Origin of the sequence: Aliiglaciecola litoralis (assembly GCF_039523355.1) — a bacterium.
GTDB classification, from domain to species: Bacteria; Pseudomonadota; Gammaproteobacteria; order Enterobacterales; family Alteromonadaceae; genus Aliiglaciecola; species Aliiglaciecola litoralis.
In genome coordinates, this window is the sequence record NZ_BAAAFD010000008.1 from 28,808 (window position 1) to 51,260 (window position 22,453).

Annotated in this window: 19 protein-coding genes; 8 read left to right on the forward strand and 11 right to left on the reverse strand. The window is 42.2% G+C overall.

Features of this window, described 5'->3' with window-relative positions:
• Window positions 1-85 precede the first annotated feature (85 nt).
• From ABD036_RS13385 to miaE, 3 genes are all read right to left on the reverse strand, one after another.
• Window positions 86-1,990: a DUF3857 domain-containing protein gene (locus ABD036_RS13385; protein WP_343860723.1), complete on the reverse strand. Its 1,905-nt coding sequence runs from the start codon at window positions 1,988-1,990 to the stop codon at window positions 86-88.
• A complete protein-coding gene (locus ABD036_RS13390; RefSeq protein ID WP_343860725.1) occupies window positions 1,977-3,011 on the reverse strand; it encodes a hypothetical protein in 1,035 nt (344 codons plus the stop codon). Before ABD036_RS13390 ends, ABD036_RS13385 begins: the two co-directional genes overlap by 14 nt.
• A 201-nt stretch (window positions 3,012-3,212) precedes the next feature.
• Complete coding sequence (miaE, locus tag ABD036_RS13395) at window positions 3,213-3,986, reverse strand: tRNA isopentenyl-2-thiomethyl-A-37 hydroxylase MiaE (RefSeq protein WP_343860727.1); 774 nt, start codon at window positions 3,984-3,986, stop codon at window positions 3,213-3,215.
• 751 nt (window positions 3,987-4,737) lie between these two features.
• On the opposite strand from miaE, the gene ABD036_RS13400 reads away from it, so the two are divergent.
• Window positions 4,738-5,232, forward strand: coding sequence for a hypothetical protein (locus ABD036_RS13400; protein WP_343860728.1), 495 nt, complete (start codon window positions 4,738-4,740; stop codon window positions 5,230-5,232).
• A gap of 187 nt (window positions 5,233-5,419) precedes the next feature.
• Here ABD036_RS13400 and ABD036_RS13405 read toward each other — a convergent pair whose 3' ends face one another.
• Window positions 5,420-5,920 carry a lactoylglutathione lyase family protein gene (locus tag ABD036_RS13405; RefSeq protein ID WP_343860730.1) on the reverse strand — a complete coding sequence of 167 codons (501 nt, stop codon included), beginning with the start codon at window positions 5,918-5,920 and terminating at the stop codon, window positions 5,420-5,422.
• A gap of 95 nt (window positions 5,921-6,015) precedes the next feature.
• On the opposite strand from ABD036_RS13405, the gene ABD036_RS13410 reads away from it, so the two are divergent.
• Complete coding sequence (locus tag ABD036_RS13410; RefSeq protein ID WP_343860732.1) at window positions 6,016-6,897, forward strand: LysR family transcriptional regulator; 882 nt, start codon at window positions 6,016-6,018, stop codon at window positions 6,895-6,897.
• Between the two features lie 167 nt (window positions 6,898-7,064).
• Here the strand turns inward: ABD036_RS13410 and ABD036_RS13415 are convergent, their stop codons facing one another.
• Window positions 7,065-9,266, reverse strand: a complete 2,202-nt coding sequence (locus ABD036_RS13415; RefSeq protein ID WP_425542577.1) for a TonB-dependent receptor — start codon at window positions 9,264-9,266, stop codon at window positions 7,065-7,067.
• Between the two features lie 579 nt (window positions 9,267-9,845).
• Window positions 9,846-10,523, reverse strand: a complete 678-nt coding sequence (locus ABD036_RS13420) for a spermine/spermidine synthase domain-containing protein (RefSeq protein WP_343860734.1) — start codon at window positions 10,521-10,523, stop codon at window positions 9,846-9,848.
• Window positions 10,524-10,773: 250 nt separating this feature from the next.
• Here ABD036_RS13420 and ABD036_RS13425 point away from each other — a divergent pair, with 250 nt between their 5' ends.
• Entirely contained in the window at window positions 10,774-11,526 is a 753-nt protein-coding gene (locus ABD036_RS13425) for a MauE/DoxX family redox-associated membrane protein (protein WP_343860736.1), read from the forward strand.
• Between the two features lie 93 nt (window positions 11,527-11,619).
• On the opposite strand, the gene ABD036_RS13430 is transcribed toward ABD036_RS13425, so the two are convergent.
• A complete protein-coding gene (locus tag ABD036_RS13430; protein ID WP_343860738.1) occupies window positions 11,620-13,962 on the reverse strand; it encodes a fatty acid cis/trans isomerase in 2,343 nt (780 codons plus the stop codon).
• 446 nt (window positions 13,963-14,408) lie between these two features.
• On the opposite strand from ABD036_RS13430, the gene ABD036_RS13435 reads away from it, so the two are divergent.
• Together ABD036_RS13435 and ABD036_RS13440 are read left to right on the forward strand one after the other, a co-directional pair.
• The gene (locus tag ABD036_RS13435) at window positions 14,409-15,413 is read left to right on the forward strand and encodes a YVTN family beta-propeller repeat protein (protein ID WP_343860740.1); all 1,005 of its coding nucleotides are present in this window, start codon (window positions 14,409-14,411) and stop codon (window positions 15,411-15,413) included.
• A gap of 139 nt (window positions 15,414-15,552) precedes the next feature.
• On the forward strand, window positions 15,553-16,152 hold the full coding sequence (locus ABD036_RS13440) for a Yip1 family protein (RefSeq protein ID WP_343860742.1): 600 nt from the start codon (window positions 15,553-15,555) through the stop codon (window positions 16,150-16,152).
• Between the two features lie 72 nt (window positions 16,153-16,224).
• Here ABD036_RS13440 and ABD036_RS13445 read toward each other — a convergent pair whose 3' ends face one another.
• Window positions 16,225-16,830, reverse strand: coding sequence for a peroxiredoxin (locus tag ABD036_RS13445; protein WP_343860744.1), 606 nt, complete (start codon window positions 16,828-16,830; stop codon window positions 16,225-16,227).
• 260 nt (window positions 16,831-17,090) lie between these two features.
• On the opposite strand from ABD036_RS13445, the gene ABD036_RS13450 reads away from it, so the two are divergent.
• Window positions 17,091-17,285, forward strand: coding sequence for a bacterioferritin-associated ferredoxin (locus ABD036_RS13450; RefSeq protein ID WP_343860746.1), 195 nt, complete (start codon window positions 17,091-17,093; stop codon window positions 17,283-17,285).
• A gap of 66 nt (window positions 17,286-17,351) precedes the next feature.
• On the opposite strand, the gene ABD036_RS13455 is transcribed toward ABD036_RS13450, so the two are convergent.
• Window positions 17,352-17,696 carry a Grx4 family monothiol glutaredoxin gene (locus tag ABD036_RS13455; RefSeq protein WP_343860748.1) on the reverse strand — a complete coding sequence of 115 codons (345 nt, stop codon included), beginning with the start codon at window positions 17,694-17,696 and terminating at the stop codon, window positions 17,352-17,354.
• A gap of 310 nt (window positions 17,697-18,006) precedes the next feature.
• Here ABD036_RS13455 and ABD036_RS13460 point away from each other — a divergent pair, with 310 nt between their 5' ends.
• A complete protein-coding gene (locus tag ABD036_RS13460; RefSeq protein ID WP_343860750.1) occupies window positions 18,007-18,588 on the forward strand; it encodes a superoxide dismutase in 582 nt (193 codons plus the stop codon).
• A 97-nt stretch (window positions 18,589-18,685) separates the two neighbouring features.
• On the opposite strand, the gene ABD036_RS13465 is transcribed toward ABD036_RS13460, so the two are convergent.
• Window positions 18,686-20,725, reverse strand: a complete 2,040-nt coding sequence (locus ABD036_RS13465) for an FAD-dependent oxidoreductase (protein WP_343860752.1) — start codon at window positions 20,723-20,725, stop codon at window positions 18,686-18,688.
• A 31-nt stretch (window positions 20,726-20,756) separates the two neighbouring features.
• Complete coding sequence (locus ABD036_RS13470) at window positions 20,757-21,629, reverse strand: crotonase/enoyl-CoA hydratase family protein (protein ID WP_343860754.1); 873 nt, start codon at window positions 21,627-21,629, stop codon at window positions 20,757-20,759.
• 210 nt (window positions 21,630-21,839) lie between these two features.
• On the opposite strand from ABD036_RS13470, the gene ABD036_RS13475 reads away from it, so the two are divergent.
• On the forward strand, window positions 21,840-22,448 hold the full coding sequence (locus ABD036_RS13475) for a TetR/AcrR family transcriptional regulator (RefSeq protein ID WP_343861065.1): 609 nt from the start codon (window positions 21,840-21,842) through the stop codon (window positions 22,446-22,448).
• Window positions 22,449-22,453 lie beyond the last annotated feature (5 nt).

Here is a 22,453-nt window from a genome sequence, read left to right on the forward strand (position 1 = left end):
AAAGCAGGCTAAGCCTGCTTTTTTTATGACTTTAATTGCTCTAACTTAAATTGAGTAGCTATTTATCTGATAGTGGGGTTTTACCTTACTCTACTTTATTGGCGGTATATTCTACCGATGAGTTGTTTTTAAAAGACGCTAAAATCGCGTTGAATTGCTCGGCCTCTTGCACACTAATCACTCGAGCTGGCATTTCTGCCACAGTTTTCACAATAATGGTATTTGTTCCATTTCGCTTAGCTTCACGAGTCAAACTACCATACTCAGTCACTAAATTTAGATCTGCCGGTAGACTTTGCGCCGACCAAATATCGGGAAATCGAATAATCATCTCACTGACAATCTTAAAACCATCAAAAACCTCACTATAGGTAGTATTTTCAAACTCAAACTGCTCAATTTCCGATGATATCCAAGGTGAAAATTCAGTCAGAACAATACCTTCACTAGGATCAAAATAGGGGTCGTATTCAACTTCTGACTCCACTACGACATCAGAGGGTAACGTATGCAAACCGTTAACTTGGAAAGTCGGTGTGGCCTCCTCATTTACCACATCGTGATAGACTTCTTCTAACCACTCTCTGCGCTCTTTTTTAGTGGCTCCAGCAATTTGCTGTCTAACCGCACTGGCATATTCTCCCACAAAAGCCACCGTCTGTTTCTCAATTTGCCCGCCAGTCTCTAACAGTTGAATATCAATTTTTGCGTTTAACTTCCAACGATATTTGGCCTTTTGTAATGTCTCAGGTTTAGGGGCATTGTGCAAAGCAAGTGAAACCTTACCTTGCACCCAATCTGACACCACGGACCAATCGGTATATGCATCGGTGGCATCGATACAGTGTTGTGTATTTTGATAATCAAAACACACAACAACGTGATTAAAATAACCGGTCGATGGCACTTTTACCGCCTCTGGCATCTCTCGTTGAGTTGCAATTAATACGGGATAGGCCTCAACGCCAATATTTTCAAGCATCTCCAACAACAGCGCTGACTTGTCTTTGCAGTCGCCAAAACGCCTATCAAGTGTTGTGCTGACATTATGCGGTGTAATTGCATGCCCGGCCTCTGACATTGAAACATAGCGGACATCTCGCGCAACAAATTCATGAATGGCAGTAATTTTTTGAGCTAGGCCCATATCAGTGTTAACCAATTCGGACATGACTTCATTGATACCTTGATTTTCACTGCGTGCTTTATTGAATCCGTTTAATACTATGCCTTTTACCTGTTGCCATGATGTAGCTTGGGTCAACACAATATTTTGTAATCGGTCGCGATAGTGGAAGTTGTCGTCACTATCTAAGGCTTTAATTAATGCGCCCTTACACGTGAGTGACCTAGTACTCTCTTGACAAGTCACATCGGGACTGGCATTGAAATATTGCAACGGTTTCTCTGCCTGCCAATTGACGTTGAGTTTGAAGGATAAGGTGTCCGTTAAATTTTGTGGATAGAATATTCGCGACCAAGTACCTTCGAGTTTATTGAGATCCGTTTTACGGATGTACTCAATCACAGAGACGCTACCAGCTTGTAATTTGGGATAAGACACAATCAGGTTTTTGCTTTCGCTGAAAACGTTGATCGTGTCAGAATCAATCACATTGACATCACCCTCTCGTAACCATGAAAACTCGCCTTTGGGAGACATAACCCCGGCGTTCGTGATCACAATCTCATCCGTATGTTGGTTAAAACTAAGGCTCTCAACACCGTCATCCTGAACGATTTCTTTATTTGGATAATACCAACCAATCGTGGTCTTCACTTCAACGGATTTGTTCAGGACTGCAACGTCCACATGATAAAAAAGTTTGGTCAATGAATTTTGATCGAGGGATGTCAGTTCGCCTTTTTGTCCTATTAACTCAACCATCATTTGCTTATCGTGGCGATTTTCAACGAAGCTGGCCGCCCAACACTTTGTCACGAATATCAGTAAACACAAACACAATAAAGCCAGCCTAGTTTTCATCATACGCTCCAAATCCTTTTGCCATTGTTAAAAACTCGTTCTTATATTGTTCAAATGTGTATTTCACGGCACTGAAGTTTCCGTACATTTCGTAAATTTCACCATCAATGGACAGCAGCGTTGAAGTGATCAAAATGGAGTCGCCTAAAACAGTGCCGGTGCACACCACTTCTGCTTTAACATTTAAAGTTGATGGTACATATTCTCGTTGTTCTGTGCACTGAGGGTTACTTACCTCATCATAAACTTGTGAAATACGCCATTGCGCCATTGAATTGAGGGTTTGGTTTTCACCATTGTTAAAAATTAAGAAATACATGTCATTGGCAGGGCCTTTAAGCTCCTCCAAAGCCGTACCATCAGAGTAAGTACCTATTTTCACCCGTTTCCATTGCGTCTGTGACACTGCCACTTTGTACGCTTTCTCAGTATCAACATATTCAGAATCAGCCTCTACCGCCTCGATATCCGTGAGTATGGATGCCGTGGATAAAATCGTATATACGATAAACAGTATGAAAGGCACACTCAAAAATAAGTAACACCATTCAAAAAATGAAAAGCCCTTATATCTACTGATAAATTCAACATCCTGAACTGTTTCTCGAATAGGATTAATGCGCAACTGCAGTAATGACATTAGCGTTGCAGTGAAAATCAATACACTGAGCCAGTATATTTCTGGGAACTCAACATATTGAGCAACTAATAAAAATAAAGTGGCGCAAATAAAACTGGCTGCCCAAAGAACATTTACTACAGAAGGCCATTTAGGTTTAAGTCTAAGTTGCTTTTCGGTGGTCTGTAATTCATTGAACCAAGTGGGGAGAGCAAGTAATTGAGCTAGAAAAAACCAAGGCACAAAAAACCACATAAAAGGTGTCAAAGAACGCTGGGTAATATATTTAAATTCTCGCACCACATAATAAAACCAGAAACAGCTATAAATACCTAAGGTGCTAAAGTGTAGAATAAACTCTAATAAAGGGGAGCGCGCTGGGCGAAAACGAACTGGAGATGACACTGGATAATTCCTTTTACTGCAAATACCACCAACAGGAAGTATATAAATCACAACAAAGGCTAGTGTACCTATTTACTAGGCTAATTTAAATTGCCATTTTCTCGCATGGTATGTGTGAAAAAATGATGATTTAATGAGGTATTAATAATGCCAACATACTGGCAACCAAGCGGTCACCCAATTCTAAACCTTGCCAATATTTTAGCCCTCAATGAGAGCGACTATTTTAGCACCACTGTGAAAACGAAACTCGCCATCTGCACTGCTTATTAATCTTGCTTCTTGTTCACCAAAAAATGTCACACGTTCGGTAATATTAGTTGTGCTGATGGTTTGCGCCAAAGCGAGATAATCTTGAAAATGACGGGCTTCGGAGCGTAACAAAGAAATATAGAACTTTTCTAATTCAGCGTCTAAATAGGGTGCCAATTTGGCAAAACGTTCACACGAGCGCGCTTCAATATAGGCTCCGCAAATCAAGGTATCCGTAAGCTTTGCCGGTTCATGAGTACGCACATGTTTCATCATACCCCGAGCGTATCGTGACGCCGTTAAATTTGCATATTCAATGCCTCTACTTTGCATTATCTCCCACACTTGCTGAAAATGATGGAGTTCTTCTTTTATCAACATTACCATTTTGGCAATAAGCTCGTCACCATGTTCGAAATTGGACTTGCTGATCAGCTTTTTAGATAAATTAGTGTGATCATTGAAATTGCCGTCACCGACTTTGCGATAAACAAAATCTTCAAACGGTTTGAGCCAGGCTAGCAGCGCATCACCGCTGTCTTTATCTACGGCGTAGCGGCGCAACAATAGCATCGCGGTCTGAGCTGCTTTTAGTTCACAGTTGGCATGATCAACCAACAAAGTGGGTAGATTTTCAGGCTTAACGGCCTCGTCAATCCAGCTTTGTGGGGTTGGGCATTGAAGGAATTGGTTGATAGGTGTTAAAAGGGATTCAGTTTTCATTCTACAACGCTAGTGTTTTTGATTATTCTTGTTGGATAGACGATTCACATTGAGATCATACTTCTTTTACTGAGCAAGTTGGGGAATTTTTTGCATTCAAGTTTAACCTATCTTCCAGACCTGTCTAATAACTTAAAGTAACAGCGACTATTTCTAAAGACGTCAGCAGTAATTGATAGGATTTAGATACCCACACGTTAGCGATCGCTTTCAGGTGGGATAATCGACCAATAGCAAATGAGGTCGCCCAAACAAACACCATGCTCGCAAAACAATTAGCTTGCTTCAACAGTTGAGTACACTGATTTTCTACAAAGGTCACTAATAAATAATGAGACAAATTTATGTAGCATTATTAAAGCGAATGAGCTCATTTGAGCAAATAGAGTATTTTGCATTTGATATGGGTGTCTTAATAATTTTTTCATTTCATCCTGCATCTAGGATGCACAATTTACACAAAACGATTGCAAGCATACAAAGACCAATATTTATACGTATGTTTGTTCCGTAAATTGCGGTTTGAAAATCTTTCCTATGGAGGCGAAAAAATTTCTTCTTTTTATCATTTGAGTCTCAGTTCAGTTCAAATATTAAAATTCTTACCTACCTAGCCAAACATGAAATAATCATATTAAACAGATAGTTACCATTAAAAACCATCGTCTTTTTTTAAGTAGGCATAGTGATTGCTATTTCAGATAGTGTTTACCAATAAAATTCAACTTTCTATTAACCACAAGGAGAAATTATGAGCGACGTAATTACTGGTTTATTTGAAAACTCTTCAAAAGCAACAGTTGCGATCTATCGTCTAGAGGCCTTAGGCGTAAAACATGACGATATTAGCGTGATTGCGAACAATTCGTATAGTAAGGAAGATTTTGCTGTTGATGAAGGCACAAAAGCCGCTGAGGGTGGCGCTGTAGGCGCAGCATCAACCGGTATACTTGCAGCTGTGATTGCTGGATTTACTGCCGTAGGTGCAGTTGCTACCGGTGGCGCAGGCTTGCTTGCTAGTGGTCCTATTGTTGCAGCCCTTACCGCAGGCGGAGCGGGTGCTGCAGCCGGAGGAACAATCGGTGCAATCATTGGTGCTTTCATTCCTGAGCATGAAATCAAGTATTATGAAGATGCTATCGAGAAAGGGTCTATCCTTGTTGGCGTAAAATATAACAGCGACAACAAAGATAAAATCAAGGATGCATTGGATGATGCTGGTGCAGAGAAAGTAGCTACTGCTTAGTAAACACCCTAATAACATCCTTGTTATTGTTTAATACCTAGTCACGCCAATTACTTTATTGTAATTGGCGTTTTTAGTTTTTGCATAAACCTCCATGCTACCTTCTGGTCATCTACCCCTTCTAAAGATGTTTAGAGGTCAAAATCTCACTTTTGAACCATGAGTCAACTTAAGCAGGTTATCTCGTTCAATAAGCCCCGTCAGAATAGGTCAACTCATAACTATGGCTATAAATTTCCAAAATGTTTCCAAAGGGGTCTTCCATGTAAATCATTCGATAAGGCTTTTCACCCGGATAATAATATCGCGGGGCTTTCATACGCTTTTTACCACCCGCGGCCACAATTTTTTCGGCCAACTCCTCAACATTAGGATCTTGCACACAAAAGTGAAATACACCGGTTTTCCAATACTCAAAATTGTCCTCAGGGTTCTGCTGATTTCTAAATTCAAATAGCTCAACCCCTACTCTATCGCCTGTTGACAAGTGAGCGATGCGAAAATGCTGCCATCCTGCACCAAACACATCGGTACACATTTCACCGATGGCAGAGTCATCTTCGGTTATTTCAGTGGGTTTCATTATTAAGTACCAACCTAGCACTTCAGTATAAAACTTTACTGCAGCTTCTAGATCTGGAACAGAAATGCCGATGTGTGAAAACGTTCTTGGGTAAGTATTACTCATTGATTTGCTCCTCTGTTTAATCATTGGACAAAGTATAAGCCTTAGGATATAAAACGTATAATTATCATTGTTTATTTATTTGAGTATTTTTTGTAATGATAAATCCAGTATGGCTGAAGACATTTTGTGCGCTGGCTGACGTTGGACATTTCACCCGAACCGCTGAAAAATTATTCATGACTCAGTCTGGCGTTAGTCAACATATTAAGAAATTAGAGCAACAGCTAAATAGCCAATTGCTTGTTAGAGAGGGAAAATCGTTTTATTTAACAAGTAAGGGCCATCAGCTTCATCAAAAAGGCCAAGTTCTTTTGCGCTCGATTGAGCAATTAGGCACGATAATATCGCAAGATGATGATCACGTTGGCTTAGTGAAAATCGCCTCGCCAGGCAGTATCGGTTTGTCTCTTTACCCACACTTACTTGATTTACAACAACAATATCAAGACTTATCTATAGACTATAGATTTGCACCAAATCACACGATTGAGCAACAGTTAGAAGAGAATCAAATAGATTTAGGCTTAATCACACGGTTGAGCAACAGTAATCACTTATTAGTCGAAAAAATAGCGCAAGAGCCACTGGTATTAGTAACCCCTAGTCGCGTTAAATCGGTTAATTGGCAAACGTTAATTGAATTGGGCTTTATCGCGCACCCGGATGCAACTCATCATGGTGGACAATTATTGGCCGCAAATTTTGACGCTTTTGAGCATATTGAACAGTTTTCTCACAAGGGATTTTCAAATCAAATTAGCTTGATTTTGGCGCCTGTTGCTAAGGGTTTAGGATTTACCGTTTTGCCATTAAATGCAGCTAAAGCCTACCATCCGCAACATGCGATCAGGATCCATAAATTACACATACCCGTGAGTGAAAATGTGTATGTGTGTGTCAACAAAGGTTCGGTATTGTTAAACCGAGTTAAATTCATGAAGTCGGAGATCAACAAACATCTACAAAACACGTTTTAAAAAGAATGTAAGTACTAAGAGGGGCTTTGTTATTAGGACATGGTCGCGATATAAAACGGATTGGTTAATTGAACTGCTAGCTAGATAAGACTCAAACAAACACGGCCCTTAGGGCGAAAATACCCCAAGAGCCGTGTTTAACTTAATTGGATGACATTAGTTAGGTTTTAAAACGTCATTCTGTAGCGCAATCCAAATTCACTCGCATCGTTGCTGAGAATTTGTAAGATATAATCTCCAGTATTCAGACGAGCGTTGTCATAACGTTCATCAAATACGTTGCGGCCGTAAAGTGACAACGTCCAATCTTCGCTTGCTGGTGAATAGGAAACAGTAAAGTTGACTAATTCACGACTGTCAATCAAGGTTTGACGACCTGGATCAGCGGTAGGTTCACCGTACATTTCTCCGCGGAACGAATAGTCAACCCGAGCGACGATACTGCCGCCATTGTCCAGTTCCACTTCGTAACTTGGACTGATAGAGGCCGTTAACTCAGGCGTCAGTGGCGCAACAGGTTTTACCCCATTTTGCTCATCAACATCGACGTCTATGTAACCAAAGCTGGTATGCAGCGTAAAGCTTTCAGTGGCTTTCCAGGTACTTTCCCATTCAACCCCACGAGAGGTTTGTGACACAACGAGGTTGGTAGTGTTAAAGCCGCCTTCTGCCGTTGTACTTACTTGATAAGGCAAATCATCAAATTCAGTATTAAACAAAGCAACACTCATGCTGAAGGTACTAGTGACCATGCCTTTTAAGCCAACTTCGTAGTTGATCGCTGTGATATTTTCAGATGCCACGAAACAGGTAATATCGCCAAATAAGCAATATGGACGCGCCGGAAACTGACCGGACTGATAACCATTTTGAATACTAGCGTAGACATTCATGTTATTTTCGAGCGTATAGTTAGCCGATAAATCGAAAGACACTTCATTCCAGCTGTCTTGCGCGAATACCGGGCCGATACCAACATCAGCTGACGCTTTTTTCTCATCTTTCGAATAACGCAACCCGCCCGAAACGCGCAGGTCATCATTCACGTCATAACCCACATTGGCGAAAATTGCCTGACTGGTGGTTTCTTGATCGAGATCCAACAAGTTAGGACCCGCGTTAAACGCAGAACCTTCTGCTTGTAAATTACTGCCTTCTTCTTTGAACCAGTAAAGCCCAGAAACAAAGTCGACTTCGCCAATATAACCATTTAATTGAAATTCAATTGAGGTTTGATCCGCTTCACCAATTTCAGGGAACTGATCAAGGAAGAAGTTAGTTCCGTCATCATCTAGACCGGCCTTATATTCTGAGGTGCGACGACTCACAATCGCGCGCGAAGATAAGGTATCAGACCAATTCCAATCTGCGGTCAACGAGATCCCAGAGGCTTGGTTGCTAACAGTAGTAACTTCTTTAGAGCCAGTGGCACTATCATAAGGGTCTTCGGTGGTATCAGAATTACGTAAAGGTCCAGTCGGTGTTGGAGAGCCAAACCGCATGCCAGTGTAATACGCACCTGTAGGTACTTCATCAATCAAGGTTTGATAAGGACGCAAGCCACCCTCGCCGTCATTGTGGTCGGCAGTTAAGACTAGGCTAAAATCATCACTGCTTACGTATCTGACTGACAAGCGGCCATAAAACTCTTTCGTTTCACCAACATCATATTCTGCATCTTGCACATTGATAAAGTCGCCTAAGCCATCCCGCGCGTTGTAACCGGCGTTGAAGTTAAAAGACAAGGAATCGGTTAACTCACGATTTACGAATAAATCGGCTTTGGTGCGTCCACGAGTACCCACTTCAACGCCAATTTTGGTCACAGCTACTTCATCAGGTTGTTTGGTAATGATATTAATTGCACCACCGATGGAGTTACGACCGTAGAGTGTTCCTTGAGGTCCGCGCAGCACTTCAATACGTTCTATATTATTAAGGTTCCAGTTTTGACCAACTTGGCGTCCTAAGTACACGCCATCAACATAGACACTAACACCAGGATCTGTAGTGATCAGGTGATCTTGTAAACCAATGCCGCGAATAAACGGATTCGCAGAGGACGTATGACCAGCAGAAAATCCTGTGACGTTTAAGTTTGGTACAAACTTACCCACATCGGTTAAGTCTGTTATGCCTTGAGCGGCTAATGCATCGCCATTAAATGCGCTGATCGCAATAGGTACTTCATAGATCACTTGTGACCGTTTGGCAGCCGTTACCGTTATGCTTTCGATATCGAGTGCTTTTTCTTCAGGTTCTTGATTTTGTGCAAATACTTGACCAGACATAGCAAAAGCAATTGCAGTGCTAAGTACTGTCAATTTGCCACGACTTGAGTGTTTAATTTGGATTTTTTGTTTTGACATGTGTGTTTTCCTAAGCGCTCTCACACTGAGAATGGTGTAAGAGTCATTTATATTCTTATACAAGACCAATTATATACAGTTACCAAGCGTAAAGTGTCAACTTTGCTGCGACAAATCGATAAAAATGACCTAATCCGACCAAAAACTCACCATTCAGGCACAAAATATTCAAACATAGTCGAATGAAATGCATAGCATGGACAGGCATGATTAATTAACCTGGACAGGCATGATTAATTAGCGTGGACAGGCATGGTTAATTAGCGTGGACAGGCATGGTTAATTAACGTAGACAGGCATGATTAATTAGCATGGACAGGCATGATTAATTAGCATGGATAGGCATGATTAATTAGCGTGGACAGGCATGGTTAATTAACGTAGACAGGCATGATTAATTAGCATGGACAGGCATGATTGATTAACGTGGACAGGCATGGTTAATTAGCATGGACAGGCATAATTGATTAGCATGGACAGGCATGGTTATTGGCATAATTGATTAGCATGGACAGGCATGGTTATTTGAATGTCTACAATGTGTGTTACCGGAGTATTTTCATGATGAACTGATGGTGATTATTTTTTTCTCGCAAGGAAAATAGTGTGATGACTCCCCTTACCTTTGCGCGCTCTCACTACTCGTGTATCAACGTCATATCCGGCATTTTTCAATCTGACTGAAAATAGATAATCCGGTCCGGCAGACCAAATAGCCAGCATGCCATTAGGACGTAAGGTTTGATATATATCCTCTAGTCCTGATACAGAATAGATCCAATTATTGTCCGCATGAGTGAGCCCCTCGGGACCATTATCAACATCAAGTAATATCGCATCGAAAGTGGGTTGTCGCGTTACTAATAATTCTTTGACGTCGCCTATATGAACTTGCGTGCGAGGATCTTTTAGTGGATTTTTAGCGCAGTCACCTAATGGTCCTTGATTCCACTTCACCACTTCTGGGATCAATTCTGCAACTGTGACTTGCGCACTGTCATTCACCACTTTAAGGGTTTCCGCTAAAGTGTATCCCATGCCCAGTCCGCCGACTAATACCTGCGCATTTGCAGTCGACTTTATATAAGCACAACCGAGTTGTGCTAATTCTTTTTCTGAGTTAAATACGCGACTATTCATGAGTTCACCGCGAATACCAGATAGCCGAATCGAAAACTCATCACCTCGTTGTGAAAATTTTAACTCGCCGCCATTGTTAGGAATTTGTGCCGTACCTAAGTGGACCCAAGGGATCATAAAACTACCTATTGAAAGAACCAATTAATCGAAAACGCAGATGAAGGTGCAGACTAGCATATATGGGCCTTGAAGGTTGCACACTAATCCATATTGTTTAGTCATGGTATGATAAAACTCTGCAAGTCAGATTGGATTGCTCCAATTGCTACAAATAGCATTAGAAAAATCGATAGGCTTGTGCACACAAAAACTTACTGTGATTATGTTAGGAGATAGAATTTTCAAGCTATACATAAAGGAGTAAAGAATGAAGCAAACTGCAAAACTTGTCCGAATGCACACAGAACATCACATCTGTCCTTATGGATTGCGCTCTAAAAATCTATTACAACGCAAAGGATTTGAGGTAGAAGATCACAAATTGCGCTCACGACAAGAAACCGATGAGTTTAAGCAAGAACATGATGTTAAAACCACACCACAGACGTTTATTGATGGACAGCGAGTGGGAGGTTATGACGATCTTAGAGACTTTTTTGGTATGGATAAAGCGGGCCAAACTGGTACCACTTATACGCCAGTATTGAGCATATTTGCAGTCGCCTTGCTTATGGCAATTGCCACTGTTTATGCTTCTTCCCCGACAATTTTTACTGCCTCAAATTTAATCTCGACCATTGAGTTATTTGTTGCATTTAGTATGACCATATTAGCGATTCAAAAGTTACAAGATCTCTATAGTTTCTCCAATTCATTTATTACCTATGATTTGATTGCAATGCGCTACCTCAGATATGCCTATGTTTATCCATTTGCAGAGGCATTTGCTGGCATTGGCATGTTAGCCGGACTGTCTGGGTATATCGTGGGGCCAGTATCTTTATTCATCGGTATCGTCGGCGCGGTTTCCGTATTCAAAGCCGTTTACATTGACAAACGCGAGCTCAAATGTGCCTGTGTGGGAGGTGACAGCAATGTACCGCTAGGTTTCGTCTCGCTAACTGAAAACCTATTTATGATTGCCGCAGGTGTTTGGATGATCGCCAATCAGATGGGATAATTTCATTGTTAGGCAAAATACTAAAGGGTCCTTTTTGAAATAAGCACTCTTTTAGAATTAGCAATACAAATTAAAGTATAAAAACGAAACCGTTTAGCGGTTTTCCAATCGGTTAAAGTCTAGTAAACCGTATTCCACGGGGTAATGCTGTTTAAAGAAAGTGTGCATATTGTCAGCAAACGACCAGAATTCCGCAGATGTCCTGCGCACCCCGAAATTATCCATAAGCATTTCATAATCTTGCTCTGAGTTAAGCCTTGCTATCGCTTGAGCAAACGCTTCTAACTGCTTGGTCGAAACTTGCATAAACGCGTTAGGGTGTGACGTCATAAAACCTGGGGCAATGGTCACGGTGTCTTCGTCGGGCAGGCGACGATCCTGCTCACCAAATAAATGCGAGATGTTACTATGCGCACTGTGTCGTAACATTGTATAGAAATATTGTTTTTCTGAATCCTCTTCATATAGCTTGATAATGATTGAGTTAGGTAATTTCGCCAAACCTTTACCTCGTAGCGAATTTATCTGTCCCAAGGCACGCACTACTTGTTTCTCAGTAAATCCATTAGTCAAATCATGTTGTTGGCTGGCAACAGGGGCGACGCGCTTTTTCAATCGCTGATAAAGCTCCTTAAGTGGGCGATCAGTTTTGTAAACCATATCGGTTTTAATCTTATGTTCATTGGCTTTATAAACGTATTGTTGAACTTCGCTAACCGAGCCTCGATACCATTTGTCTCTCACTTGTTCTTGAGCTGCTTGGGGAAGAAATGACAAAAAATTAAACTCCCCTTCCATGCGTAAAAAATCCATATACATCCGGCTGTTTAGCTGATGTCCAACATTGCCGTAAACATCGTAACCAGCAACCAATAAGTAGTGGATCCGCTCAAATAATGGGTAAGTTAACACCCAAGCAGTTTGCGGTTCATCGCCAATTAACCCTTTTACTACTGTGGCAGCGTCATTATGCCTAAACACAGTCAATGCCAAATTATCGTTCTCGCCTTCTCCATCCCATAGCAAGTCCAATGTGATTGGCACCTTATCTTGAATATGTCGTTTTATAAACATTGACTTGGCGTGAAGATAGTCTCGTTCCATTGCCGCATAGCTTATCCACGATGTTGGCAGCGCGGTGCTCTGCTTTTCAGCCGGTAATCTGATCCTCTGTAAAGCTTGTTGCATAAAGCCATTGTCATTTTCAACTAATTTAAGCTCTGGCTCGGCAAACACTACCCAAAAGTGATCGTTAATCACATTTAACGCCAATTGGCCTCGACAAACCGGACCTTTGATAAACTGCATTATGGTGTTTTGCGATTCATCGAGCATATATTTGTATCGAGACTGCACTGGAATGGCGGCAAAGGTGATAAAAGGATTGGATGCTTTCTCTGGATGGTATGACGGCATCTCATCAACTTGATAATCAGCCTCTAAGAACCATGCTGACCAGCGCGCTTTGCGCTGTCCGTTTAAGCTTAGTGGCATATGCGCTTTGTGCACGATGCTTTGCTTTACTGGGATTATACGATAATAAACGCGCTCCACTTTAGGATCATCAAAAGGTCTTCTAGTGTAAATTCCTTCCACTTCTTGCCCTGGCGGTGTCTTTGAGCGAACCAACTTAAAGTATTGCTCGGGCTGTTGTTGGTCAAAATGCAAATGCACTAAAAACAAATGTTCAAATAGATATCGACTCATCAACTGAGCTTTTTTGGCAGGCTGGTTGAAGAAAATCTCCCATTGCGCAATTCGCTCTACTATTTCAGGAGTTAACAAGCGGTCATCACTTCCTTTAGCGCCCTCGGCAACCCACTGAGTGAGTGTTTGATGTTGTGCTCCCTCAAGTGCGGGCAATCCATAAGGCATTCCCCAAAGTGGATAATCCGCTTTGTAGTCTTCAAATTCGTCTACCGTAGGGCACTGATACTGACGATTTAATCCCAGCTCAAATTTATCTGACAATTTTTTTTGTGCCGGTAACGGGTGGTCTTTTTTCAGTGACAGCATGCCAGATAGTACGCTCGCTTGACTGTTCGCCGTTGGCGAACTTGGTACATCGGCTACCACCGGAAAGAATGATTTTTCACGCCATTGAGAAACACTATGAGCATCTTCAAATAAGCGCGTCAGATTGGCTGCAATTAGCCGTTCGCCATCGTAAACACGTTCGGTATTGGCACCACGAGTTATGCCCTCGTACGAACCTAACTTTAACTGACAAGGCGCATCATAACAGGCATGGCAAACGACGCATCGCTGCTCAATAACTGGTTTCACAGAGAGCGCATAATCAATGGTTGCACTTGGAGCTGCCATCACTACGGGATCAGTAACTGTTGGTTTAGCGGTTGAGAAATAATGAAAAGTACCGACGCTCAGCAACAATAGCATGATGACCAGAATAGTAGTTACGAGTTTGATTTGCATATAAAGCCCAAACGACCTAAGTATTTAGCATACGTGTTTTCAACCGAATCATGTGCCGCTTAGGGGCCTAAAAGTTTTCGCTGATAACGAGTTTAAAGAGTCTAATGCAAACCAAAAACTGAGTATCCAACTGATGGGCATGGTGACTAGAGAGTGTTAAAACACATCATAGCAGTCACATTTTTCGAAACAAGCGGTTAATCTGAGTTACTGTTTATGGTTAGTACGCGGTTCCAAATAAAACGGATTTTCATTACGTAAATTTATTGGGCTGAGTATATTGTAACCTTGACTCAAACAAAATCAGCTTATGTAAATTGACTAACGGTCAAATACAGCTTGTTTGCTACTTTATTAATAGCTTGGAATCGGTCTACACTAACCCGTATTTGCAGCCATTTAACGGCGAAGTAATGGCATCACCATAACCTGAGAATGAACATCATATGACACTTACATTTAAATCCATTCGAATCGTAGTACTGGTTAGTCTTCTTTTTACCGCCTTTATCTCAGTAGCAGACGAACATTATGTCGGTACAGTGTTAGTGGTTAATAAAGGGGCAGACACGGTTAGCTTCATCGATTTATCTTCTCGTGAGATTGTCAAAACATTGCCAACTGGCAAAGGCCCTCATGAGCTGGCCATCACGCAAGACGGCAAATGGGCGGTAACTACTGATTACGTGGGAGGCAATAGCTTGACGGTAATCGATGTTGAAAATGCCAAAGTAGTGCGCACTATCTCGTTAGCAAATTACCCCCGCCCCCATGGTATTTTGTTTTTAGATGCTCAAACACATGTTGCGGTGTCATCAGAAGGCTCAGACAGCGCCGTCATAGTCAATATCCACACAGGTAACATCCTAACTGGGATTGATACCACACAACAAGGGTCTCACATGGTGGCTCTTTCAAAAACAGCGGATGTTATCTATACCACTAACATGGGATCAAATAGCGTGTCTGTCTTAGATGCACAAACAGCCACCTTGAGCCACATTATTCCAATGCCCGAAACGCCAGAAGCCATTACGGTCAATGATGCGGGCACACGTTTGTGGGTAGGGAGTAACAAAGATGGTTTGGTTAGCGTATTTGACCTTGATTCTGACAAAATGATCAGCCAGTTCGATGGATACACCTTTCCTTATCGAATTTTGCTCAATCAAAATCAACAATACGCAGTTGTGCCCGACTACCGTCAAAACACCTTAGATATCTTTGATGCGGAAACACTAAAACGCCTAAAGCGCATTGAACTTGCCAATAATGCTGGTCCCAAAGGTGTCTCGTTCCATCCCGATGGTAAGACTCTGTTTTTATCACTTTACCAACAGAATAATGTGATAGCGGTGGATATTCCAAGCGGCAAAGTATTGTTTACCTTACCAACGGGCGACGGTCCTGATGGGATTGGCTATTCACCATTTATCTTGAAGCGCGATTAAAAAATAACCGCTCAGGTGTTTAATCACACAAACTAGTTGACCTGATGAGCACTCTACAAGACACTGTTGTTAATATTGTGTAATAAAGTTATTAGCAGTATTTTAAATTCGTTTAAAAAGCCATCATAGGAGTAGTATTGTGATATTAAATCACTTGTGGGGAATCTACACTCACCCCAAAGAAGAATGGCATGCCATTGATAGACAACATGAAAGTTATTTTTATAGCTTAAGTCATATATGCATTATTGCCCTTATCCCTGCAGTAATGAGTTACTACGCTTCAGCACATTTAGGTTGGAGCATTGGTGTCGGTGAAGTCATTAAGTTAGGCCAACAATCCGCCTTATCGTTAGGTATCGGAACTTACTTTGGATTAATGGCGGGTGTGATATTTTTAGCGATCATCATGCACGAACTAGCTAAAGTGTTCGATTCTGAACCTACCTATACGCAATCACTAGAGCTAGCAGCCTATACCGCTACACCGTTATTTATGTGCGGTTTTGCTGCTTTTTATCCTGCATTGTGGTTTGTTATGTCGGTGGCCTTTATTGGTGTGTCATATTCCATTTATTTGCTTTATTCCGGCGTCCCTATCATGTTGCATATTCCAGAAGACAAAGGTTTTATCTATTCAAGCTCAGTGGTAACCGCTGGCCTGATCCTATTAGTAGTATTGATGGTGGGTACGGTTTTATTATGGAGCGTTATCGGTGACCCGGTGTTTACCCACTAGTTCAGCTTTAATTACTGTTATAAACAAAAAAGCCGCTTCATCAACTGAAGCGGCTTTTTTAATGCGCTAAATTTATAGAGAATCTGAGTTTTCAGATAAATATTTAGCCACGCCTTCTGGAGAGGCATCCATCCCTTTAGAACCTTCCTGCCAACCAGCTGGGCAGACTTCGCCGTGCTCTTCATGGAAGTTCAACGCGTCAACCATACGCAACATTTCGTCAACGTTACGACCTAGTGGCAGATCGTTAACCACTTGGTGACGTACATTACCTTCGGCATCAATCAAAAATGAACCACGGAAGGCAACACCATCTGCAGGATGTTCAACATCGTATGCTTGACAGATTTCATGCTTGGTGTCCGCAACCAAGGTATATTTAACTGGACCGATACCACCTTGATTTACCGGAGTGTTACGCCATGCATTGTGGCTAAACTGAGAATCAATAGATACACCGATCACTTCAACACCACGTTTTTTGAATTCTTCATAACGCTTATCAAACGCAATTAGCTCTGAAGGGCAAACAAAAGTGAAATCCAATGGATAAAAGAACAACACCGCTTTCTTGCCTTTGATGTTTTCACTTAACGTAAAAGTATCGACAATTTCACCGCTTCCTAACACTGCAGCTGCCGTGAAATCGGGTGCTGGACGACCAACTAGTACACTCATCATTTTCTCCGTTATATAGTTGAAGCATTCTCTTTCAAATGCTCGAATGATTGTAATTCAAAAAATAGATACGTAAAGAATATAAGACCTGTTTGGTGAAACCCAAGAGTAAATTAAAAATTTTTATCTCACAAAATATTTGAACGGTTCAAGCGCCTACGTTTTTCAATCGCATTGGTCAATTAACACGCAAAATAACGCTTGATCTTGATCTAAATAACAACTATTATCATTTGCATCAAGATTGAGGTGAATGAAATATGTATGTATGTTTGTGTCATGGCATTACCGACAAAGCGATCAAGCGCGCAGTGCGTGAAGATGGTGTGGGTAGTACACGAGAATTGCGCACCAAGCTAGGTGTTGGCAGTCAGTGTGGCCGTTGCATTCAGATGGCGCAAGACATCATCGATATGACAATCATTGACGAATCGCTTTTTAAAGAAGTGAGTTAGTGACTAGTGAGTTATCAAAAAAGGAGCTAATAGCTCCTTTTTTTGTGTTTGAAATAAAAGCCGAGATTACTCGGCAGAATCGTCTTTGTCAGCGTACTTTTGAGCCGTTTCTTTGATCAGTGGCTGCAATTCACCTTGTTGAAACATTTCCATGATAATGTCACATCCGCCAACTAACTCACCGTCTACCCAAAGTTGTGGGAACGTTGGCCAATCAGCATATTTAGGAAGTTCAGCTCTGATATCTGGATTTTGTAGAATATCAACATAAGCAAATTGCTCTCCACAACCCATCAGTGCTTGTGATGCTTGTGATGAGAAGCCGCAGCTCGGCAGTTTCGGTGACCCTTTCATGTATAACAGGATAGGGTTTTCAGCAATTTGTTGTTTAATTTTATCTACAGTTTCCATTTTAATACTCTCAAATTAGGTTGCAAAGGATATGGGTATAAGTGTACCTATTTCAAGGCACCCTTGCCAAATCTGCTTAAACATTTTTAGCATAATGCATACGTAAATGCGCTGGAGGGTGATCTTTGATATTAAGTATCAGTATTTATTGCGGTGGGTTGAAATATGTAAAGCTATCCCCACCTCTAGTAAACAGATAAATTTTTAGAATGGAAAATTGGCACTGCTGGCTTTACATTCTGGTTTTTCACGCTAGCATTTAGCCACGAAAACCAACAAATTGTTATTGCTTAATAAATGGAGACCTAACATGGCATTTGAACTACCCCCGTTACCTTATGAAAAGAACGCTCTTGAACCACATATCTCTGCTGAGACGTTAGAATTTCACTACGGCAAACACCACCAAACCTATGTCACTAAACTCAATGGTTTAGTAGAAGGTACGGCTATGGCTGATATGAGCCTTGAAGACGTAGTTAAGCAATCTGATGGCGGTGTATTTAACAACGCAGCGCAAATTTGGAACCATACTTTTTACTGGAACAGCCTTAGCCCCAATGGCGGCGGAGCACCCACTGGCGCTTTAGCTGATGCGATTAATGCAAAATGGGGCTCGTTTGACGAGTTCAAAGCAGCGTTTAATGACAAAGCAGTCAACAACTTTGGCTCTAGCTGGACATGGCTGGTAAAAACGGCTGATGGAAGCTTGGATATTGTTAATACCAGTAATGCTGCCACTCCCTTGACTGACAGTAACTTAACACCGCTAATGACAGTAGATTTGTGGGAACACGCTTACTACATTGACTACCGTAACGTGCGTCCAGACTATTTGAAAGGTTTCTGGTCACTAGTGAATTGGGAATTTGCGGCATCTAACTTCGCTTAAGATGTAACCCATTTCTAAATCAAAAAAACCAGCCATCTTTGGCTGGTTTTTTTATGTGTTTTAACCGCGCATTTAATTAATCTTAGTACTTGCTCGCTTAAAGTGTCGCGGCCAGTCGTGTACCTTGGTCAATGGCACGTTTAGCATCTAATTCTGCCGCCACATCCGCGCCTCCAATTAAATGAAACGGTTTATTCAGGCCGTTTGAGAGTGATTTAAGTGGATCTTGACCTGCGCACACAACAATATTATCGACGTCCAATATTTGAACCTCATCATTGACCTTAATATGCAGTCCTAGGTCGTCAATTTTTAAGTATTCCACTCCCGCGAGCATATTTACACCACGGGCGAGTAAGCCCACTCGATGAGCCCAACCTGTGGTTTTACCAAGATTCGCTCCGACTTTGCTCGACTTACGCTGTAATAAAAATATCTCTCTACCTGAGGCTGTCGGTTGTGGTTGCATGCCCTCAATTCCCCCCCGTGAGTTGAAGGTCATATCAATCCCCCACTCTTTCATAAAAGCAGGAATATTTAAACTGGTAGACTCACCAGCATGAGCCAGGTACTCACAAACATCAAAACCAATGCCGCCAGCACCAATCACGGCCACTTTTTGACCCACCTCGCGTTTTTCTCTGATCACATCGAGATAGCTCATGACTTTGGGATGATCAATACCTTCAATAGTGGGGATTCTGGGCATGATACCGGTAGCAATGATCACTTCATCAAAATCACTTTGGTTAAGCAATTCGGTGTTCACACGGGTGTTGAGACGCACATCAATATGGTGCAGTTCAAGTTGACGTGAAAAGTATCGCAAGGTTTCATTGAACTCTTCTTTGCCGGGTATTTGCTTGGCAATATTGAATTGGCCTCCAATCTCATTGGCTGAGTCAAATAAGGTCACTTTATGACCACGCTGAGCTAAAGATACCGCAGCTGCCAATCCGGCTGGACCGGCGCCTACCACGGCCATTTTTTTGAGATCATTTGCGGCCACTATATTCAGTTCGGTTTCGTGACATGCTCGAGGGTTGACTAAACAGCTCGCGTTTTTATTTTCAAACACATGATCTAGGCACGCTTGGTTGCAACCAATACAGGTATTGATCTCATCAGCACGATCCTCGAACGCCTTTTTTACAAACTCAGCGTCAGCCAGAAATGGGCGAGCCATGGATACCATATCGGCATCACCACGGGCCAACACTTCTTCTGCGACTTCAGGCGTATTAATACGATTTGAGGTAATAACGGGGATATTCAACGCTTGTCTAAACTTGGCTGTAACCCAGGTGAATGCAGCTCTGGGAACCTTAGTCGCTATTGTAGGAATGCGCGCTTCATGCCAACCAATCCCAGTATTGATAATAGTTGCACCGGCTTTTTCAATCTCTAAACCCAATTCGACGACTTCGTTGTAAGTTGAGCCACCTTCAACAAGATCAAGCATGGATAAGCGATAAATAATAATGAATTTTTCACCTACTGCTTCCCTAACTCGACGCACCACTTCGATTGGCAAGCGGATGCGATTTTGATATTCACCGCCCCATTGGTCGTCGCGGAAATTGGTTCTAGCAGCAATAAATTGATTTAAAAAATAGCCCTCAGAGCCCATAATTTCGACGCCATCATAACCGGCTTTCTGAGCTTGTTTGGCAGTAAACACAAAGTCGTCAATCTGCTTTTGGATCCCGGCTTCATCCAATTCTTTGGGCTTAAAGGGATTAATTGGCGCCTGCACGGCCGACGGAGCGACTAAATTAGGATTGTAAGCATAACGTCCGGTATGCAATATCTGCATACAAATTTTGCCGTCTTCAGCATGCACCGCATCGGTGATCACTTTATGCTGGGCCACACGTTCATCAGAGTCTAAGCGATTGGTTTTTGCATGAGTAGCGCCTTCATCATTGGGTCCAATACCACCGGTGACAATGAGTCCAACCCCTCCCCTTGCTCGTTCAGCAAAGAACACCGCCATTCGAGTATGACCATCGGGCGCTTCTTCTAATCCAGTATGCATCGAGCCCATTAATACCCGATTTTTGAGGGTGGTAAAACCCAAGTCCAACGGACGAAAAAGATGTGGGTATGCAGAGGTGACTTTTAATTCAGCTGTCATCTAAAAACGTTCCTATTTAGCTATTTTGTATTTATTTCGTTTTCATCATCGGGTGCATTTGCAGCAACGCCTTGTATTCAGGAAGTCGTTGCTCTTTGGCCGCTTTCATTGACTCTTGTATATCCGGCAATTGAAACATCCCAGCTTGCCAAGTTGCCATATAGTTCAAACTATCTTGTACTGAATGATCACGGCTGTAATTGAGCATTTCTTTACAACCGGCCACCGCCATTGGGGAATGCATTGCGATGGTCTGGGCAATCACAAAGACAGCTTTCAGCATACTTTGCTGATCTTCAAAAACTTGATTAACGAAACCTTGAGAAAGTGCTTCTTTAGCGGACCAGTTGCGGCCGGTATAGGCTAACTCTCGAACCAGTCCTTGTGGGATAAGATGAGGCAAACGCTGTAACGTACCTACATCGGCGGTCATGCCAATCTCGGTTTCCTTGATGGTGAAAAAAGCATCTTCGGTGCAATAGCGACTATCCGCAGCGCAAATCATATCTACCGCACCGCCTATCACACCGCCATGTACGGCAGCTAAAACGGGAATACGGCTTTGCTCCAAGGCATTGAAGGAATCTTGTAATTGCAATACCGAGCGGCGCATTTTCTCTGCGCGTCGAGCTGGTTCACCTCTGAAATCTTCAGCCATTTGGGCAAATACCGACAAATCCATGCCCGCACTAAAGTGCTTACCCGTAGATGAAATCACAATCACGCGGGCAGCTGAGTAAAAATCAATGGCCTGCACGACCTCTGGAAGTTCGCTCCAAAAAGCCGGGATCATGCTGTTTAACTGCTCAGGGCGACACAACTGGATATGCGCAATGTGATTCTCAATCGACACATTTAGCGTCGTTAGATGCTCAAAGTTTAAAGTTTGTTCGGTATTTTCCAAGGGAACTCTCCTAGCTAAAAATAGACTCTGTCTAAGTTAAGCATGTCTGTGGAATTCTGGCAGTTTAATTGTTTAATCCGATGTCATAAGCACAAGTAATATTGCATTAACACCATCTAGACAACGTCAAGATAAAGCCTGAAGTTGACGGTGTCAAGATCTATGTTAAGGTGCATGAATTGCCAAACATTGGAAATATCAGAGGAACAAATGTCGACTGCGCCACCTAGCAAAGCTACATATCATCACGGTGATTTACGCGCCAGTTTGCTAAGCACAGCAACCAGCATGCTAACGTCATGCGGGATTGAGGGGTTGTCATTGCGAAAATTGGCCGATCAGGTGGGTGTCTCTAGAACGGCGCCCTACCACCATTTTAAAGATAAAAACGAATTACTTTGTGCTATCGCCGAACAGGGTTTTGAAAATTGGCAACAACAAACTCAGCAGATTTTTGCTCAAGGTGACCTGACCCATAAGCAAAAGTTTCGTCAATTTGTTTTCGATTACATTAAGTACGCAGCTGACAACCCTGAGCTTTATGATTTGATGTTTGGTCGAACAATTTGGAAACAAAAGGCAGCTACAGAGCCATTGAAGGCGGTGGCATACCCAAGTTTTCAACGTCAGGTGGATATGACTCGTTTATGGCAACAGCAAGGGTTGATGCCACAACACCTTGACACTTTGCGCCTAGCGCAAGTGACATGGGGCACACTACACGGCATTGCCAGGTTATTAATTGATGGCATCTACGCCGATGCCAGTCATATTGATGAGATGTGCGAAACTGCTGTGTCGCTATTTGTGACGGATTAAGCCTT

What these genes read in the sequence shown, in the direction of transcription:
- ABD036_RS13385 (WP_343860723.1), bottom strand. Translation starts at nt 1,990, where the DNA reads ATGATGAAAACTAGGCTGGCTTTATTGTGTTTGTGTTTACTGATATTC.
- miaE (WP_343860727.1), bottom strand. Translation starts at nt 3,986, where the DNA reads ATGAAAACTGAATCCCTTTTAACACCTATCAACCAATTCCTTCAATGC.
- ABD036_RS13400 (WP_343860728.1), top strand. Translation starts at nt 4,738, where the DNA reads ATGAGCGACGTAATTACTGGTTTATTTGAAAACTCTTCAAAAGCAACA.
- ABD036_RS13405 (WP_343860730.1), bottom strand. Translation starts at nt 5,920, where the DNA reads ATGAGTAATACTTACCCAAGAACGTTTTCACACATCGGCATTTCTGTT.
- ABD036_RS13410 (WP_343860732.1), top strand. Translation starts at nt 6,016, where the DNA reads ATGATAAATCCAGTATGGCTGAAGACATTTTGTGCGCTGGCTGACGTT.
- ABD036_RS13415 (WP_425542577.1), bottom strand. Translation starts at nt 9,266, where the DNA reads ATGTCAAAACAAAAAATCCAAATTAAACACTCAAGTCGTGGCAAATTG.
- ABD036_RS13420 (WP_343860734.1), bottom strand. Translation starts at nt 10,523, where the DNA reads ATGATCCCTTGGGTCCACTTAGGTACGGCACAAATTCCTAACAATGGC.
- ABD036_RS13425 (WP_343860736.1), top strand. Translation starts at nt 10,774, where the DNA reads ATGAAGCAAACTGCAAAACTTGTCCGAATGCACACAGAACATCACATC.
- ABD036_RS13430 (WP_343860738.1), bottom strand. Translation starts at nt 13,962, where the DNA reads ATGCAAATCAAACTCGTAACTACTATTCTGGTCATCATGCTATTGTTG.
- ABD036_RS13435 (WP_343860740.1), top strand. Translation starts at nt 14,409, where the DNA reads ATGACACTTACATTTAAATCCATTCGAATCGTAGTACTGGTTAGTCTT.
- ABD036_RS13445 (WP_343860744.1), bottom strand. Translation starts at nt 16,830, where the DNA reads ATGAGTGTACTAGTTGGTCGTCCAGCACCCGATTTCACGGCAGCTGCA.
- ABD036_RS13450 (WP_343860746.1), top strand. Translation starts at nt 17,091, where the DNA reads ATGTATGTATGTTTGTGTCATGGCATTACCGACAAAGCGATCAAGCGC.
- ABD036_RS13455 (WP_343860748.1), bottom strand. Translation starts at nt 17,696, where the DNA reads ATGGAAACTGTAGATAAAATTAAACAACAAATTGCTGAAAACCCTATC.
- ABD036_RS13460 (WP_343860750.1), top strand. Translation starts at nt 18,007, where the DNA reads ATGGCATTTGAACTACCCCCGTTACCTTATGAAAAGAACGCTCTTGAA.
- ABD036_RS13465 (WP_343860752.1), bottom strand. Translation starts at nt 20,725, where the DNA reads ATGACAGCTGAATTAAAAGTCACCTCTGCATACCCACATCTTTTTCGT.
- ABD036_RS13475 (WP_343861065.1), top strand. Translation starts at nt 21,840, where the DNA reads ATGTCGACTGCGCCACCTAGCAAAGCTACATATCATCACGGTGATTTA.